This is a genomic window from Parafrankia elaeagni (assembly GCF_000374165.1).
Classification (GTDB): domain Bacteria; phylum Actinomycetota; class Actinomycetes; order Frankiales; family Frankiaceae; genus Parafrankia; species Parafrankia elaeagni.
In genome coordinates this window covers 21,298-39,044 of the sequence record NZ_KB893753.1, presented here as the reverse complement: position 1 = coordinate 39,044, position 17,747 = coordinate 21,298, and the positions used below count along the sequence as shown (strand labels likewise).

Annotated in this window: 2 protein-coding genes and 3 pseudogenes; all 5 read left to right on the top strand. The window is 73.9% G+C overall.

All coding sequences use genetic code 11. The features are described 5' to 3' along the window. Positions 1–1,476 (top strand): annotated as a pseudogene (locus B207_RS43155) (acyltransferase domain-containing protein); the annotation flags it as partial. After that, entirely contained in the window at positions 1,474–4,515 is a 3,042-nt protein-coding gene (locus B207_RS0124710; protein ID WP_456095354.1) for an SDR family NAD(P)-dependent oxidoreductase, read from the top strand. The pseudogene B207_RS43155 and the gene B207_RS0124710, both read left to right, overlap by 3 nt. Positions 4,516–4,669: 154 nt before the next feature. Then, positions 4,670–4,729 (top strand): annotated as a pseudogene (locus B207_RS43030) (polyketide synthase docking domain-containing protein); the annotation flags it as partial. Positions 4,730–4,822: 93 nt separating this feature from the next. Beyond that, entirely contained in the window at positions 4,823–9,766 is a 4,944-nt protein-coding gene (locus tag B207_RS42625; RefSeq protein WP_407671463.1) for a type I polyketide synthase, read from the top strand. Between the two features lie 27 nt (positions 9,767–9,793). Next, positions 9,794–17,674, top strand: a pseudogene (locus B207_RS35385) (type I polyketide synthase); the annotation flags it as partial. Positions 17,675–17,747: the final 73 nt, after the last annotated feature.

Here is a 17,747-nt window from a genome sequence, read left to right as displayed (position 1 = left end):
GGGATCATCAAGATGGTCCAGGCCATGCAGCACGGGGTTCTACCCGCGACGCTGCACGTGGACGAGCCCAGCCCGCACGTCGACTGGACGTCAGGGNCTNTTTCNCTGNTNACNTCNNCGCAGCCGTGGACCGNGGTGGATGACCGGCCGCGGCGGGCGGGGATCTCCTCGTTCGGGGTGAGCGGGACCAACGCNCACGTGATTCTCGAGCAGGCACCCGCCGAATTCCTCGAGCAGGCGCCCGTCGAGCAGGTGCCGGTTGCCGGTTCTGTTCCGGTGGTTCTGCCGGTGGTGCCGGTGGTGGTGTCCGGGCCGGACGACGTGGCGTTGCACGCGCAGGCGGGGCAGCTCCTGGCAGTGCCCGATGGGGACTTGCTGGGCATCGGGGCTGCGGCCATCCGTCGGGCGGTGTTGGCGCATCGGGCGGTGGTGCTGGCGGGGGATGTGGAGGAGTTGCGTGGTGGTCTGACAGCGCTGGCTGGGGGTGTTCCCGCGTCGCAGGTGGTGCGGGGTGTCGTGGGTGCGGGCCGGGTGGGGGTGCTGTTCACCGGCCAGGGTTCGCAGCGGGTCGGGATGGGCCGGGAGCTTTATGAGGCCTTCCCGGTGTTCGCCGATACCTTCGACGGCGCCTGCGCGGAGGTTGATCGGTATCTGGATCGGCCGTTGCGGGAGGTGATCGACGGTGAGCCGGATCTGTTGGAACAGACGGGTTTTGCGCAGCCGGCGCTGTTCGCGTTCGAGGTGGCGCTGTTGGGGCTGTTGGAGTCGTGGGGCGTGCGCCCGGATGTGCTGGTGGGGCATTCGATCGGTGAGGTGAGCGCCGCCTACGCGGCCGGGGTTCTGGATCTGGCGGACGCGGCGAGGCTGGTGGCCGCGCGGGGCCGGTTGATGCAGGCGTTGCCCGCGGGTGGGGCGATGCTGGCGGTGCAGGCCTCGGAGACCGAGGTGGTCGCGCTTCTGAGCGAGCAGTCCGGGTTGGATGTGGCTGCGGTGAACGGCCCGGCAGCGGTGGTGGTCTCCGGACCCGCGGCGCAGGTCGAGGTGTTCGCCGAGAAGGTGTCGGCAGCCGGATGGAAGTCGAGCCGGCTGCGGACCAGCCATGCGTTCCACTCCGCGTTGATGGAACCGATGCTGGCCGAGTTCACCACTGTCGTGGAGCAGCTGCGGTTCGCCGAGCCGTCGGTGCCGGTGGTGTCGACGGTGACCGGGCAGCCGGTCACGGCCGGGCAGTGGAGCGATCCGGGTTACTGGGTGCGCCAGGTCCGCGAACCGGTCCGGTTCGCCGACGCCATCGCCTCCCTTGCGGGCATGGGCGTGACCCGGTTCGTGGAGGTGGGCCCGGACGGGATCCTGACCGCGTTGGCGCAGCAGTGCCTGCCCGACGCCGCGACCTCGGGCGCGGTGTTTGTTCCGGTGGTGCGCCGAGATCGCCCCGAACCCGCCACCGCACTGAAGGCAGCCGCGTCGCTGTTCGTGCACGGCGTCGACGTCGACTGGGCGGGTGTGTTCGCCGGCACCGGGGCACAGCCGGTGGACCTGCCGACGTATGCGTTCCAGCGCCAGCGGTACTGGCTCTCGGCTGCCGCCGAGGTTGGGAACCTGAGCGCGGCCGGGGTCGGGGTCGCCGGCCATCCGCTGCTCGGCGCCGTTGTCCCGATGGCCGACGGGAACGGCGCCGTGCTCACGGGCAGGATCTCGCTGCGCACCCATCCCTGGCTCGCCGACCACGTGGTGGCCGGGGCGGTGGTGCTGCCCGGGACGGCTTTCGTCGACCTGGCGGTGCTGGCCGGTGACCACGTCGATCTCGGAACCGTCGAGGAACTGGCCCTGCATCTTCCGTTGACCATCGGTGAGCGGGAGACCCTGCAGCTGCAGGTCACCGTGGGACGTTCCGATGACGAGGGCCGGCGGCCGGTGCTGATTCACTCGAGGGTGACCGACGAGCCGGACGCCGAGTGGCGTCACCATGCCAGCGCCATGCTCGCGCCGATCGGTGACCTCGACGAGGTCGCCGATGCGATGTGGCCGCCGAGCGGTGCGTCGGCGGTCGAGATGGACGGGGTGTACGAGCGGCTGGGGGATCTCGGGCTTGACTACGGGCCGGCGTTCCGAGGGCTGCGCGCGGCCTGGCGGCGTGGCGAGGACCTCTTCGTCGAGGTCGAACTGCCGGAGGAGGAACAGCGCGGCGCGGACCGGTTCGCGGTGCACCCGGCCCTCTTCGACGCCGCCCTGCACGCCCTCACCCTCACCGCTGGCCCGGGCGACGCCGGGTCCTCCAATGGTGCGGCGTCTTCGAACGGTGGAGTGCCCTCGGCGGGAGACGGAACCGGGTCTGGCATCGGGGGCGTGGCGCGTCTGCCGTTCGTCTGGAACGGGGTGACGGTCCACGCCCGCGGGGAGGCACGGCTGCGGGTCCGGCTCAGTCCGACCGGGGCCGACGCGATCCGGTTGTCGGCGGTGACGGACGACGGGCGGCCGGCGTTCACGGTGGGTTCGCTGGTGCTGAGGCCGCTGCCGGCGGGCCGGCTGGACGTCGGTGCCCGCCACCAGCGGGTCTTCGGCCTGGAGTGGGACCGGCTCGCCGTACCGGCCTCCGGCACGACAGCGGGCTGGGCGGTCCTCACCGATCCGGCCACCCGTGGGGATCTCGCGGCCCGGCTCGGCGCCGACGCCGCCCGGCTGGCCGGCATTCCCGCCTACGCGGATGTCGTGTCGCTCGCTGCCGCGTCGACCGCTCCCACCGTCGTCCTGTTGCCCTGCCTCGACCCGGTGCCAAGCCTCGACGGCGGGGAGGATCAGGGTGAGCACCGGGATCTGGCGGAGGTGGTGCGGGCGACCACGATCCGGGTGGCCGAGCGCGTGCGGGAATGGCTGACCGCGCCGCGGGCCGCCGACTCCCGACTCGTGGTGGTCACCCGGCGGGCGGTGCTCGCCGAGCCCGGCGACGAGCTCGAGGACCTCGCCCATGCTGCCGGGGTCTGGGGGCTGCTCCGTTCCGCCCAGCAGGAGAACCCGGATCGTCTTCAGCTAGTTGATCTCGACGGTGGCCAGGCTTCGTGGCGGATGCTCGCGGGGGTCGTGGCCGGCGGCGAGCCGCAGGTGGCGATCCGGCGGGGCGTGGCGCTGGCGCCGCGGCTGGCGCGCGCCCGTGTCGACAGCGCTGGCGAGGCCGTGACCTTCGGTGGTCCGGAGGGCACCGTCCTGATCACCGGTGGCACCGGCGCCGTCGGTGGCCACGTCGCCCGGCACCTGGTCCACCGGCACGGCGTCCGGCACCTTCTGCTGGCCAGCCGCCGCGGAGCGGACGCCGCCGGCATCGGTGAACTGGTGGCCGAGCTCGAGGGGATCGGCGCGACGGTCACCGTCGCGGCCGTCGACATCGCGGACCGGGACCAGCTGGCCCGGCTGCTGGCGGGGATCCCGGTCGAGCACCCGCTCACCGCCGTGATCCACGCCGCGGGTGTCCTGCGGGACGGGATCATCGAGTCGATGACCCCGGACCGCATCGTGCCGGTGCTGCGGCCGAAGGTGGACGGGGCGGTGAACCTGCACGAGCTGACCCGGGACATGGGCCTGCACGCGTTCGTCGTCTTCTCGTCCGCGTCGGCCATCTTCGGGACTCCGGGTCAGGCGAACTACGCCGCCGCGAACGCGTTCCTGGAGGCGCTGGCGCAGCACCGGCGAGCGGCGGGGCTGCCGGCGCAGGCACTGGCCTGGGGGCCGTGGGCGGAGGGCGGCATGGCAGGCGCCCTCGGCGAGGTCGACCTGCAGCGGATGGCCCGCTCCGGGGTGCTGCCGCTGGCCGCGGAGGAGGGGCTTGAGTTGTTCGATGCCGCTCTGGCGGCGGATGTCGTGCCCGCGCTGCCCATCCACCTTGACCTGCAGGCCCTGCGGGCCCTGCGGGCGGCGCAGGACGAGGTGCCGCCGCTGCTGCGACGCCTCGTCCCGGCAACCGCGAAGGCCGCGGCGCGTCCGGTGGCCACCGGCGGTCCCACGATCGCGCAGCGGCTCGCCGCCACCCCGGCGGCCGAGCACCCGGCCCTGCTGCTGCAGCTGGTGCAGGCTCAGGTCGCTGCGGTCCTGGGCCACGCGACGGAGCAGGACGTCGACCCCAAACGGGGTTTCCTCGATCTGGGCTTCGACTCGCTCACCGCTGTCGAGCTGCGCAACGGACTCACGGCTGCCACCGGCCTGCGGCTGCCGGCGACGCTCCTCTTCGACTACCCGACCTCCGAAGTGCTCGCCGACCACCTGTTCCAGCGGCTGCTGCCGCCGGTACCGGCGGCAGCAGCCGGCTCCGCGGGGGTGCTCACCGAACTGGACCGGCTGGAGGCCGCCCTCACCGCGGACGGCCTCGCGGACGCGGTGCTGGACCAGGTCACCGGCCGGCTCCAGGCGCTGCTGCAGCGTTACCGACCCACCGGGGACACCGGGGACGGTGCGGTGGTCGAACGCATCGACGCGGCCAGCGACGACGACCTGTTCGCGTTCATCGACAACGAGCTGGGAATGTAAATGAACCCCTAGGGGAACGCTAGGGGTTGTTGGAGAACCGGACCGCTCATAAATTTCAGATCAGTGGCAGGACTGGCTCCAGCAGGTTTTTCGCTGGAGCCAGCTTTCTGCTGGGTGGAACCCCGTCCGCGTATACCGGTTTTCCCGGAATGAGGTGGCTCAGGTGTCGGGCGAGCAGAAGCTTCGGGATTACCTGAAACGGGTTACCACGGATCTCCACCAGGCCCGGCAACGTCTCGCCGAACTGGAGATGGACAGTCGGGAACCGATCGCGATCGTCGGGATGGCCTGCCGGTATCCCGGCGGCGTGACCTCACCCGAGGAGCTGTGGGACCTGGTCGCAGCCGGTGGCGACGGGATCGGCCTGTTTCCCGCGGACAGAGGATGGGACGTCGAGGGTCTCTACCATCCCGATCCCGATCATCCCGGCACCTCCTATTCGCGGGAAGGCGGCTTCCTCTACGACGCCGCGGACTTCGACGCCGCGCTGTTCGGTATCAGCCCGCGGGAGGCATTGGCGACCGATCCGCAGCAGCGCCTGCTGCTGGAGGCGTCCTGGGAGGCCCTCGAACGCGCCGGAATTGATCCGTCCCAGCTGCGTGGAAGTCGAACCGGAGTATTTGCCGGGCTGATGTACCACGATTATGCCGCCCGTCTGATCGACGTTCCGGACGAGGTCGAGGGCTATCTCGGCACCGGCAATTCCGGCAGCGTCGCCTCGGGCCGGGTGTCCTACACGTTCGGTCTGGAGGGCCCGGCGGTCACGGTCGACACCGCCTGTTCGTCGTCGCTGGTGGCGCTGCACCTGGCCGCGCAGGCCCTGCGCAGCGGCGAGTGCGACCTGGCTCTGGCCGGCGGGGCGACCGTGATGGCCACCCCCGACACCTTCACCGGCTTCTCCCGCCAGCGTGGTCTCGCCGCGGACGGCCGGTGCAAGTCGTTCGCCGCCGCGGCCGACGGCACGGGCTGGGGCGAGGGCGTCGGCATGCTCCTGCTGGAGAAGCTCTCCGACGCCCGCCGCCACGGGCGTCGCATCCTCGCGTTGGTGCGGGGCAGCGCCGTGAACCAGGACGGCGCGAGCAGCGGGCTGACCGCGCCGAACGGGCCGTCCCAGCAACGTGTCATCCGCCAGGCGCTGGCGAACGCCGGCCTGTCCACGAACGACGTCGACCTGGTGGAGGGGCACGGCACCGGCACCACTCTCGGTGACCCGATCGAGGCACAGGCACTGATCGCGACCTACGGGCAGGGGCGACCGGCCGGCCGGCCACTATGGCTGGGATCGATCAAGTCGAACATCGGCCACACCCAGGCCGCCGCCGGCGTCGCGGGCGTCATCAAGATCGCTCAGGCCATGAGATACGGCCTGATGCCGCGGACGCTGCACGTGGACGAGCCCTCGCAGCAGGTGGACTGGTCCGCCGGTGAGGTGAGGCTGCTGACCGAGCCGCGGGAGTGGCCGGCGGGGGAGCGGCCGCGCCGGGCGGCGGTCTCGTCGTTCGGCATCAGCGGCACCAACGCGCACGTCATCATCGAGGAGCCCCCCGCGCCCGCGTCCGCCGGAGAGGACGGGGCGGCTGGCGAGGACGGCTCGGCCGGCGCGCTGCCTGTGGTGCCGGTGCCGGTGACCGCCCGGGACGCAGCCGGCCTCCGGCGGCAGGCGACACGGCTGCGTACCCACCTCGCCGCTGCGGCCCCGAGCCGCGCTGGTTCGGGGCCGGTCGATGTGCACGACATCGGCCTGTCGACGGCGGCGCGCGCCGCCCTGCCGTACCGGTCGGTCCTCCTCATCGACGGTGCCACCGCGTCCGACGGTGCCACCGCGTCCGACCGGGCTACCGCGCTGAACCACGCCCTGGCGGCCATTGCGGATGATGCCCCGCACGAGAACGTGATCTCGGGTCTGACGAGGGCGCCGGGCAGACAGGCGTTCCTGTTCGCCGGGCAGGGCGCGCAGCGCACGGCGATGGGCCGGCGCCTGCGCGCCGGTTTCCCCGCCTTCGCGGCGGCCTTCGACGAGGTCTGCGCCGAGTTCGACGCCTACCTGGACCGCCCTCTGCGGACGGTCGTCGACGGCGAGATCGACGGCGAGATCGACGGCGAGATCGACGGTGGGCCGAAGCTGCTGGACCGGACCGAGTACGCCCAGCCGGCGCTCTTCGCCCTGGAGGTCGGGCTGTTCGCCCTGCTGCGCCACTGGGGCGTGGCGCCGGGCGTCGTGGCGGGCCATTCGATCGGTGAGGTGGCCGCCGCGTACGCGGCCGGGGTGTTCACCCTCGCGGACGCGGTGAAGCTCGTCGCGGCACGGGGCCGGCTGATGCAGGCGCTGCCGGCCGGCGGCGCGATGCTGGCGGTCCAGGCCAGCGAGGCTGACGTCCGCGCGCTGGCGGCGGGCACGGTCGACCTCGCCGCCGTGAACGGACCGACCTCGGTGGTCGTCTCCGGATCCGCCGCGGCGGTCGACGCGCTCGCCGGACGGGCGGCGACCAACGGCTGGAAGACGACCCGGTTGCGCACCAGTCACGCGTTCCACTCGGCGCTGATGGATCCGATGCTGGCCGACTTCGGCGCCGTCCTGCGGGGGATGACGCTGTCCGAGCCGGCGCTCGTCGCGGTGTCCACGGTGACCGGCCGCCAGGTCGAGGCCGGCCAGTGGTCCGATCCGCAGTACTGGGTCCGGCAGGTCCGGGAGCCGGTCCGCTTCGCGGACGCGGTCGCGACCCTCACGCAGCTGCCGGCAGCGCGCTTCGTCGAGCTCGGCCCGGACGGCACGCTCACCGCTCTCGCCCAGCAGTGCCTGCCCGACCGCCCCGGGGGCGCCTTCGTCCCGATGCTGCACCGCGAGCGCGACGAGGCCCGGACGGCGCTCACCGCCCTGGCGAGGCTCTTCGTCGACGGGATGCCGGTCGACTGGACGCGGGTCTTCGCGGGTACCGGCGCCGGGCGCGTCGAGCTGCCGACCTACGCCTTCGACCGGCAGCGCTACTGGCTTGACACGCTGCCGGACGCCGCGCGGGCGCCGGAGCCCACCGACGCCGACTCCGGTTTCTGGACGGCGGTGCGGCAGGAGGACACCGCCAGCCTCGCCGCCACCGTCGGCGTGGACGACGCGGCGCTGGGTGCGGTGCTGCCGGCACTCGACTCGTGGTGGACCCGTCGGAGGACGGCGGCGACGGCCGACGGCTGGCGTTACCGGGTGACGTGGAAGCCGGTTCCCGCCGATCCGGGGCCGCCGTCGCTGTCGGGGACATGGCTGCTCGTCGGCGCGGACACCGCCGCCACCGCCGGCCCGGACGCTGCCAGCGCGGACACCGTCGACGCGGACACCGTCGACGCGGAGACCGTCGACGCGGAGACCGTGGGGCTGGGCGCGGTGCTCGCCGAGGCCGGTGTCGACGTCCGCACGCTGCCCGTCGGTGACCGCGCCGAGCTGGCCGCCGCCCTGTCCGCGATGCGGGCGGAGACCCTGTCCGGGGTGCTTTCGCTCGCCGCTGTCGCGGACGGCGGCAGCGGGCGTCGGGACGTCCTGGCCGACACGCTGGCCGTCGTGCAGGCGCTGGGCGATGCCGGCATCACGGCGCCGCTGTGGCTGGTGACCTCGGGCGGGGTGTCGACCGGGCCGACCGATCCTCCGGTGGAGGTCGGGCAGGCGCAGGTGTGGGGGCTCGGCCGGGTGGTCGGCCTTGAGCATCCGGACCGGTGGGGCGGGTTGCTCGACCTGCCCGAGACCGTGACTGTGGACGGTCGGGCCGCCGCCCGGATCGTCACGGCGCTGTCCGGGCTGCCGGCCGGCGAGGACCAGGTGGCGGTGCGCCGGACCGGGCTCCTCGTACGCCGCCTGGTGCCGGCCGCGGCCCGCGACGAGGTGGACGAGTGGCGGCCCCGCGGCACGGTGCTCGTCACCGGCGGCACCGGCGGGCTGGGCGCGCACGTGGCGCGCTGGGCGGCCGCCGGCGGCGCCGAGCGGCTGGTGCTGGTGAGCCGTAGCGGCCCCGCCGCCGACGGAGTGGGTGATCTCGTCGGTGAGCTGGCGGCCCTCGGCGTCGAGGTGCTGGTCCGGGCCTGCGACGTCGCCGACCGCGAGCAGGTCGCCGAGCTGCTCTGGGCGTTGGGCGGGGAGGTGAACGCGGTCGTGCACGCGGCCGGGGTCGCCGAGGACCGGCCGATCGCCGAGGCCGACGCGGCGCATCTCGCCCGCGTCGTCGACGCCAAGGTGCGTGGTGCCGAGCACCTGGACGAACTGCTGCGCGCCGCTCCACTGGACGCGTTCGTGGTCTTCTCGTCGATCTCCGGGGTGTGGGGCAGCGGTGCGCAGGGTGCCTACGCGGCCGCCAACGCGGCGCTGGACGCGCTGGTGCAGCGGCGCCGCGCGGCGGGACGACCGGGTACGGCGATCGCGTGGGGGCCGTGGGCCCAGGCGGGGATGGCCGCCGACGCGGCGGTGGCCGGGCACCTGCGTCGGCGCGGCCTGGTCGCGATCGACCCGCAACCCGCTCTCGTCGCGATGGCCCGGGCGGTGGGCGCCGACGAGGGCGTGGTGACCGTCGCCGACGTGCGGTGGGCGCAGTTCCTGCCGCTGTTCACCGCCGCGCGCCCGCGCCCGCTCTTCGACGCGATGGCGCCGGCGCTGGCGCCGTCCGCCGAGGCCGATCGCTCGCAGGGCGACGGCGGCCTGCGGGAGCGGCTGGCGGTGGCTTCGGGCGACGAGCGCGAGCGGATCGTGCTGGAGCTCGTCCGCAGGGAGGTGGCCGGTGTGCTGGGCCATCGGTCGACGGCGGCGGTCGTGCCCGGCAGTGCGTTCAAGGAGCTGGGTTTCGACTCGCTGACCACGGTCGAGCTGCGTAACCGGCTGGTCGCCGCCACGGGGCTGCGCCTGCCCGCCACGCTGGTCTTCGACCACCCGGACGCCGGCCGCCTCGCCCGCTACCTGCTCGACATGATCGTGCCCGCTCCCGCTCCCGCCCTCTCGTCCGCCTCCGCCGGAGACCTCGACGAGGCCGGGATCCGGGCGTTGCTGGCGTCGATTCCGGTCGCGCGGCTGCGCGCGAGCGGCCTGCTGCCACAGCTGGTCTCGCTCGCCCCGTCCGCCCCGTCCGGCGAGGCCGGCGCGGCCGGGGGATCTGCCGCAGCTGCCACCGATCCGGCACCTGCCACCGGCCCGGCACCCGCCATCGACCCGGCCGTGATCGACGGCATGGCGGTCGACGACCTGATCAATCTGATGCTCGGCGGCGAAACCCAGACGTCCTGACCAACGGAGCGAGACATGCCTAATCCGGACGAGAGACTCGTCGAGGCGCTTCGGGCGTCGATCAAGGAGACCGAACGGCTCCGGCAGCAGAACCACCAGCTCACCGCCGCCGCCACCGAGCCGATCGCCATCGTCGGCATGAGCTGTCGCTACCCCGGCGGGATCGCCTCCCCGGAGGATCTCTGGCGGCTGGTCGCCGACGGTGTCGACGCGGTCTCTGAGTTCCCCGCCGACCGCGGATGGGACCTGGTGACGCTGTTCAGCGACGATCCCGGCGTGTCCGCGACCTCGTACGTCCGCACCGGCGGGTTCCTGCGCGACGCCGCGGACTTCGACCCCGACCTGTTCGGCATCAGCCCGCGCGAGGCCCGCGCGATGGACCCGCAGCAGCGGCTGCTGCTCGAGGCCTCCTGGGAGGTCTTCGAACGCGCCGGCATCGATCCGCTGTCGGTACGGGGCAGCCGCACCGGCGTCTTCGCCGGCAGCAACGCGCAGGACTACCTGTGGTTGCTCGACGGCCCGGCCGGTGACCTGGAAGGGCACCTCGGCACCGGCAACGCGGCGAGCGTCATCTCCGGCCGGGTGGCCTACACCTTCGGCCTCGAAGGCCCCGCGGTCACCGTCGACACCGCCTGCTCCTCGTCCCTCGTCGCGCTGCACCTGGCCGTGCAGTCGCTGCGGCGGCACGACTGCGACGCGGCGCTGGTGGCGGGCGTCCTGGTGATGTCGACCCCCGGCACGTTCCTCGAGTTCAGCCGGCAGCGTGGGCTCGCCGCCGACGGCCGGTGCAGGTCCTTCGCCGCCGCCGCCGACGGCACGGGCTGGGGTGAGGGCGTCGGCGTGCTGCTGGTCGAGCGGCTGTCCGAAGCACGGCGCGCCGGACACCGGGTCCTCGCCGTGATCCGGGGCAGTGCGGTCAACCAGGACGGCGCCAGCAACGGCCTCACCGCGCCGAACGGCCCCGCCCAGCAGCGGGTGATCCGGGCGGCCCTGGCCGACGCCGGACTGTCTACCGCGGACGTCGACGCGGTGGAGGCGCACGGCACCGGCACCGTCCTGGGCGACCCGATCGAGGCAGAGGCACTGCTGGCGACCTACGGCCAGGGACGGCCCGCCGACCGTCCGCTGTGGCTCGGGTCAATCAAGTCGAACATCGGCCACACCCAGGCCGCCGCCGGCGTCGCGGGCGTCATCAAGATGGTCATGGCCATGCGGCAGGGGACGCTCGCCAGGACCCTGCACGTGGACGCGCCGTCGCCGCACGTCGACTGGTCCTCCGGAGCCGTGTCGCTGCTGACCCGGCCGCAACCGTGGCCCGATCTCGACCGGCCCCGACGCGCCGGTGTGTCGTCGTTCGGCATGAGTGGCACCAACGCACACGTGATCGTCGAGGAGGCCCCCGCCGAGCCGGTCCCCGCCGAGTCAGTCCCCGCCGAAGCGGCGACGGTCGAAGTGGCGGCGGTCGAAGCGGCGGCTGAAGCGGCGGCGGTCGGATCGGCTGCCGAACCAGGACCCGTCCCGTTCCTCGTGTCGGCCCGTGACCAGAGCGCGCTGCGGGCTCAGGCGGACCGTCTGACCGGGTATCTGGCGGATCGTGAGCCGTCCGCGCTCGACCTCGGCTGGTCCCTGACCTCCCGGGCCGGGCTGCCCGAGCGGGCGGTGGCATGGGACGGCGAAGGGCTGGCCGCGCTGGCCGAGGGCGTTCCGTCCGCCGCCGTCGTCGCCGGCGCGACGATTCCGTCGCCGGGCGTGGTGTTCGTCTTCCCCGGGCAGGGGAGCCAGTGGGCCGGGATGGCGGCGGGCCTGCTGGACACGTCGCCGGTGTTCGCGGCCCGGTTGGCGCAGTGTGACGCGGCGCTCGGCGAGTTCGTGGACTTCTCGGTGGAGCGGATGCTGCGCGACGGCGCGGAGCTGGACCGGGTGGATGTGGTTCAGCCGGTGCTGTGGGCGGTGATGGTGGCGCTGGCCGCCTGGTGGGAGTCGTTCGGGGTGCGGCCGGGCGCGGTGGTGGGGCATTCGCAGGGCGAGATCGCGGCGGCGGTGGTGGCCGGGGCGTTGTCGGTGGCCGACGGCGCCCGGGTGGTCGCCCTGCGCAGCCAGGCGATCGCGGAACTGGCCGGGGACGGGGCGATGGCGTCGGTGAACGCCTCGGCTGATCAGGTGACGGCCTGGCTGGCCGAGTGGGCGTTGCCGGAGCTCGGCGTCGCGGCGGTGAACGGTTCCGCCCAGGTGGTTGTCGCGGGTGCGCGGGGGGCGGCGGAGTCGTTCGTGGACCGGTGCGGGCGGCTCGGGGTGCGGGCGCGGATGATCGACGTCGACTATGCGTCGCATTCGCCGCAGGTCGAGCCGCTCCGGGAGCGGCTGGAGCGCGACCTCGACGTCACCGGCGGGCCGGGTGCCGTCCCGTGGTACTCGACCCTCACTCAGGAGCCGGTCACCGAAGGTATCGACGGCGCCTACTGGTACGCGAACCTGCGGGAGACGGTTCGGTTCGCACCGGTGGTGCACCGCCTGATCGCGGACGGGTTCCGGCACTTCGTGGAGGTGAGCCCCCATCCGGTGCTGGCTCTGGCGGTGGAGCAGGTCGCCGGCGAACCGGCGGCCGGGGATCAGCCGGCGGGGGAGCAGACAGCCGGGGAGCGGACCGCGGTGTGGGGGACGCTGCGCCGCGGCGAGGACGACCGGCTGGCGCAGCAGCGGGCCCTGGCCCGGGCGTGGGTGGCGGGTGCCACGGTGGACTGGTCACCCTGGTTCACCGGCGCCGGGCATCTCGAGGACCTCCCCACCTACGCCTTCCGACACCGCCGGTTCTGGCTCGACCCCAGCACGGAGCAGCCCGCGCGGCCTGTCGCCGACGAGGCGGAGGCCGGTTTCTGGGCGGCCGTCGAAGGCGGTGACGTGGCCGGGCTGACCGGACGGCTCGGCGTGAACGGTGCCGCCCTCGAAGAGGTGCTCCCGGCACTGGCCGCCTGGCGTACGGCTCGCCGTCGCACGGCCACCGTGGACGGCTGGCGGTACCGGGTGGTCTGGAAGGCGCTGTCCGCTCCACCGCGGGTCCGGTTGTCGGGCCGCTGGCTGGTGCTTGTCCCCGGCGGCGGCGACGGCGCCCTCGACCTGGCGGCGGTGTTCGGCGGCGCGGACCCGTTCGGCGCTGCGGAGCCGATCGTGGTGCCGGTCCCGGGTGACGTCGACCGGGCCGGGCTGACGGAACTGCTCCGGGAGCAGCCGGAGGTGCGCGGCGTCGTGTCACTGCTGGCGCTGCCCGATGACACCGCTACCGATGACACCGCCAACGATGACACCGCTACCGATGACACCGCTACCGCTGGCAACGACCTCGGCGGCATCGTGTCGCCCGCGGTGGCGATCACCCTCACGGCGGTACAGGCGTTGGGCGACGCGGGCATCGACGCCCCGCTGTGGCTGGTGACCAGGGGCGCCGTGGCCACCGGCCCGGCGGACCCGGTACGCGGCATCGGCCAGGCCCAGGTGTGGGGCCTGGGCCGCGTGGTCGGTCTGGAACACCCCGGCCGGTGGGGCGGGCTGGTCGACCTGCCCGATCGGCGGGATCGGCCCGACCAGCAGACCGCCCGATGGTTCGCCGCCGTCCTGCACGGCTACCAGGACGAGGATCAGGTCGCGATCCGTCCGTCCGGCGTTCTCGCCCGCAGGATCGCCCACGCCCCGGCCGACAGCACGGCCGAGCGGGGCTGGCGGCCGCGCGGGACGGTGCTGGTCACCGGTGGCACCGGCGCGCTCGGGGGTGAGGTCGCCCGGTGGGCCGCCCGCAACGGCGCGTCGCGTCTCGTTCTGACCAGCCGGCGTGGCCCGGACGCCCCCGGCGCGGCCGAGCTGCGCGCCGAGCTCACCGCGCTCGGCGCGGACGTCACCGTCGTCGCGTGCGACCTGGCCGACCGCGACCAGGTGGCCGCGGTCGTCGCGGCGCACCCGCCGTCGACCGTGGTCCACACCGCCGGCCTCGGCGCGATCACCCCGCTCGCCGAATCCGACCTGGCGGAGTTCACCGAGCTGTTCGCGGGCAAGGTGGCGGGCGCCGTCCACCTCGACGAGATCCTCGCCGACGCGGACCTCGACGCCTTCGTGGTGTTCTCCTCCCTTTCCGGGATCTGGGGCAGCCAGGGACACGCCGCCTACGCCGCGGCGAACGCCACCCTCGACGCGCTCGCCGAGCGACGCCGCGCCCGCGGCCGCCGGATGACCGCGATCTCCTGGGGTTCCTGGGCCGACACCGGCATGGCCGTGCGCAAGGAGGTCGACGCCCAGCTGCGCCGCCGCGGGATCGTGCCCATGGCACCGGACCTCGCCGTCGAGGCGATGCGCCGCGCGGTCGACCAGGACGACACCGCCGTCTGCGTCGGTGACATCGACTGGGATCGGTTCGCGGCGCTGTTCACCGCCGAGCGGGCACGGCCTCTCATCGCGGACCTGCCCGAGGTGCGGGCGGCGTTGTCCACCGCCGCCGGGACCGCCGGCGCGGCAGGGAGCGCCGGGACCGCCGGCGAAGCCACCGGGCTGCGGGCGCGGCTGGCCGGACGATCGCCCGCCGAACAGGAACGGCTCCTGGTCGAGGTGGTCCGGTCGAACGCCGCGGCCGTGCTCGGGCACGACTCGATCGGGTCGATCGACCCCGGCCGGCCGTTCCGGGAGCTCGGTTTCGACTCGCTGACTGCTGTCGACCTGCGCAACCGGCTGCGCGCCGAGACCGGGCTGGGGCTGCCCACCACCCTGGTCTTCGACTATCCGAACGCCACCGCGCTCGCCCGCTTCCTGCTCGCCCAGGCGATCGGTGCCACCCCCGCCGCCGTGACGGCGTCGGCCACGGCCACGGCGACGGCCACGGCCGCCACGCTCGACGAGCCGATCGCGATCATCGGCATGAGTTGCCGCTTCCCCGGCGGCGTCCGCAACCCCGAGGACCTGTGGCGGCTCCTCGCCGGCGGCGTCGACGCGATCTCGCCCTTCCCGACCGACCGCGGCTGGCAGCTCGAGGACCTGTTCAACGCCGACGCGAGTGTCCCCGGCAGCACGTACGCCCGCGAGGGCGGCTTCGTCGACAAGGTGACCGACTTCGATCCGGGCCTGTTCGGGATCACCCCGCGCGAGGCGCTCGCCATGGACCCGCAGCAGCGGCTCCTGCTCGAATGCTCGTGGGAGGCCCTCGAACGGGCCGGCATCGACCCGCTCTCCCTGCGGGGCAGCCAGACCGGCATGTTCACCGGCAGCAACGGGTCGGACTACATGTGGATGCTCGGGGTGTACCCGCTCGAGCTCGAGGGACATCTCGGCACCGGTAACGCCGCGAGTGTCATGTCCGGGCGGATCTCGTACACCTACGGCCTCGAGGGGCCGGCGATGACGGTCGACACCGGCTGCTCCGCGTCGCTCGTCGCGCTGCACCTCGCCATGCAGTCCCTCCGGCAGGGCGAGTGCGAGCTCGCGCTCGTCGGCGGAGCCACCGTGATGTCCACCCCCGGCCCGTTCGTCGAGTTCAGCCGCAAGGGCGGGCTCGCCGCCGACGGCCGGTGCAAGTCCTTCGCCGCCGGCGCGGACGGCACCGGCTGGGCCGAGGGCATCGGGTTCCTGGTCGTCGAGCGCCTCTGTGACGCCCAGCGCAACGGGCACCAGGTGCTGGCCGTCGTCCGGGGGTCGGCGGTCAACCAGGACGGCGCGTCGAACGGCCTCACCGCGCCGAACGGCCCGTCCCAGCAGCGGGTGATCGCGCAGGCCCTCGCCAACGCCGCGCTGTCCACCCACGACATCGACGCGGTCGAGGCCCACGGCACCGGCACCACGCTGGGCGACCCGATCGAGGCGCAGGCCGTCCTCGCGACCTACGGCCGGGACCGGGCCGCCGACCGCCCCCTGTGGCTCGGGTCGGTGAAGTCGAACATCGGTCACACCCAGGCCGCCGCGGGGATGGCCGGCCTGATGAAGATGGTCCTGGCGATGCGGCACGGCATCCTGCCGCGGACCCTCCACGCCGAGGAGCCGTCACCGCACGTCGACTGGACGGCGGGCGCCGTCGAGCTGCTGACCGAGGCCCGCCCCTGGCCCGAGACCGGCGCGCCGCGCCGTGCCGGCGTCTCCGCCTTCGGTATCAGCGGCACCAACGCCCACGTGATCGTGGAGCAGGCACCGGAGATCACCCCGGCCACCCCGCCCGACGAGCCGTCGAGCCCGGTCGCTGGCCCGCCGCCGGCGCTCGTGCCGCCCGGGCCGCTTGTACCGCTCGTGCCGCTCGTGGTGTCGGCGCGTGGCGAGACCGCGCTGCGGGCACGGGCCGCGGACGTCGCGGCCTTCCTGAAGGACGGCGCGACCCCGCTCGACACGGGCTGGTCGCTGCTGTCCCGGGCCGGTCTGCGGTCCCGGGCGGTCGCGTGGAGCGAGGAGGCCCTGCGGTCCCTCGCCGCCGGGACACCCGCCGCCGACCTGGTCACGGGTACCGCGGTGCCGTCGCAGGGCGTGGTCTACGTCTTCCCCGGCTACGGCGCCCAGTGGGTCGGGATGGCGGCTGGGCTCCTCGACACCGCCCCTGTCTTCGCCGCGCGCCTGGCCGAGTGCGACACGGCCCTGCGCGAGTTCGTCGACTACTCCGTGGTGGACCTGCTGCGGGAGGCCGCCGACATCGACCGGTCGGACATGGTGCAGCCGGTGCTGTGGGCGGTCATGGTGGCGCTCGCCGACTGGTGGACCGCGCAGGGGGTGCCCCCCGCGGCGGTCGTCGGCCACTCGCTGGGCGAGCTCGCGGCGGCGGTCGTGTCCGGCGCGTTGTCCCTGCGCGACGGTGCGCGGGTGGTGGCGCTGCGCGGCAGGGAACTGGCCGGCCTGGCCGGTGCGGGCACGATGCTCTCGGTCGGCGCCACCACCGGCCAGGTCGAGGCCTGGCTGGCCGAGTGGTCACTGCCCACGCTCACCGTGGCGGCGGAGAACGGCCCCGCCCAGGTCGCCCTCGCGGGCGAGCGCGCGGTCCTCCAGCTCTTCGCGGACCGCTGCGATGAGCTCGGTGTGCGCGCCCGGTTCATCAACATCGACTACGCGTCCCACTCCCCGCAGGTCGAGCCGGTCGAGACGCGGATGACGGCGGAGCTAGCCACGATGGTCGGGGAGCCGCCGCGGGTGCCGTGGTACTCGACGGTGACCACCGAATCCGTCACCACCGGCACCGACGGCGGCTACTGGTACACGAGCCTGCGTCAGCCCGTCCGGTTCGCCCCGACGGTCGAGAAGCTGCTGCGCGAGGGGTTCCGGCACTTCGTCGAGGTGAGCCCGCACCCGGTCCTCACGGTCGCGATCGAGCAGGTGGCCGAGGCGCAGAGCGGCGAGGTCGCCGTCTGGGGCACGCTGCGCCGCGGCGAGGACGACCGGCTCGCCCAGCAGCGGGCCCTCGCCCGGGCGTGGACCGCCGGCGCGGCGGTGGACTGGACACCGTGGTTCGCCGACACCGGCGCCGCCCACCGGTCCGACCTGCCGACCTACCCGTTCCAGCGCCGCCGGTACTGGCTGGAGGCCGGCCCCGACGACCAGCCGCGGCCGGCGGCGCACGAGCCGGGTCTGCGGGCGGGGCTCGCCGCCCTGACTTCGGACGGCGCCGCGCTGACTTCGGACGGCGCCGAGCCGACTCCGGACGGCGCCGCGTCGGGTCTGCGTGCGAGGCTTGCCGCGCTGACCCCGGATGACGCCGACCGGGAGCTCGTCGAACTCGTCCAGGCACACATCCGCGCCGTTCTCGGTCATCCCGAAACCGAGCAGATCCCGGTCGGTCTCGCATTCCGGGAAATCGGTTTCGATTCGGTGACCGCCGTCGAGCTGCGGAATCGCCTGAGCGCCGCGACCGGGCTTCGCTGCGCCGCGACACTGGTATTCGACCACCCCACTCCGATGGAACTCGCGCGATTCCTCCGGCGCGAGATGGCGCCCGGCGCGAACGCCACGACGTCGTTGCTCGACGAACTCGACCGGC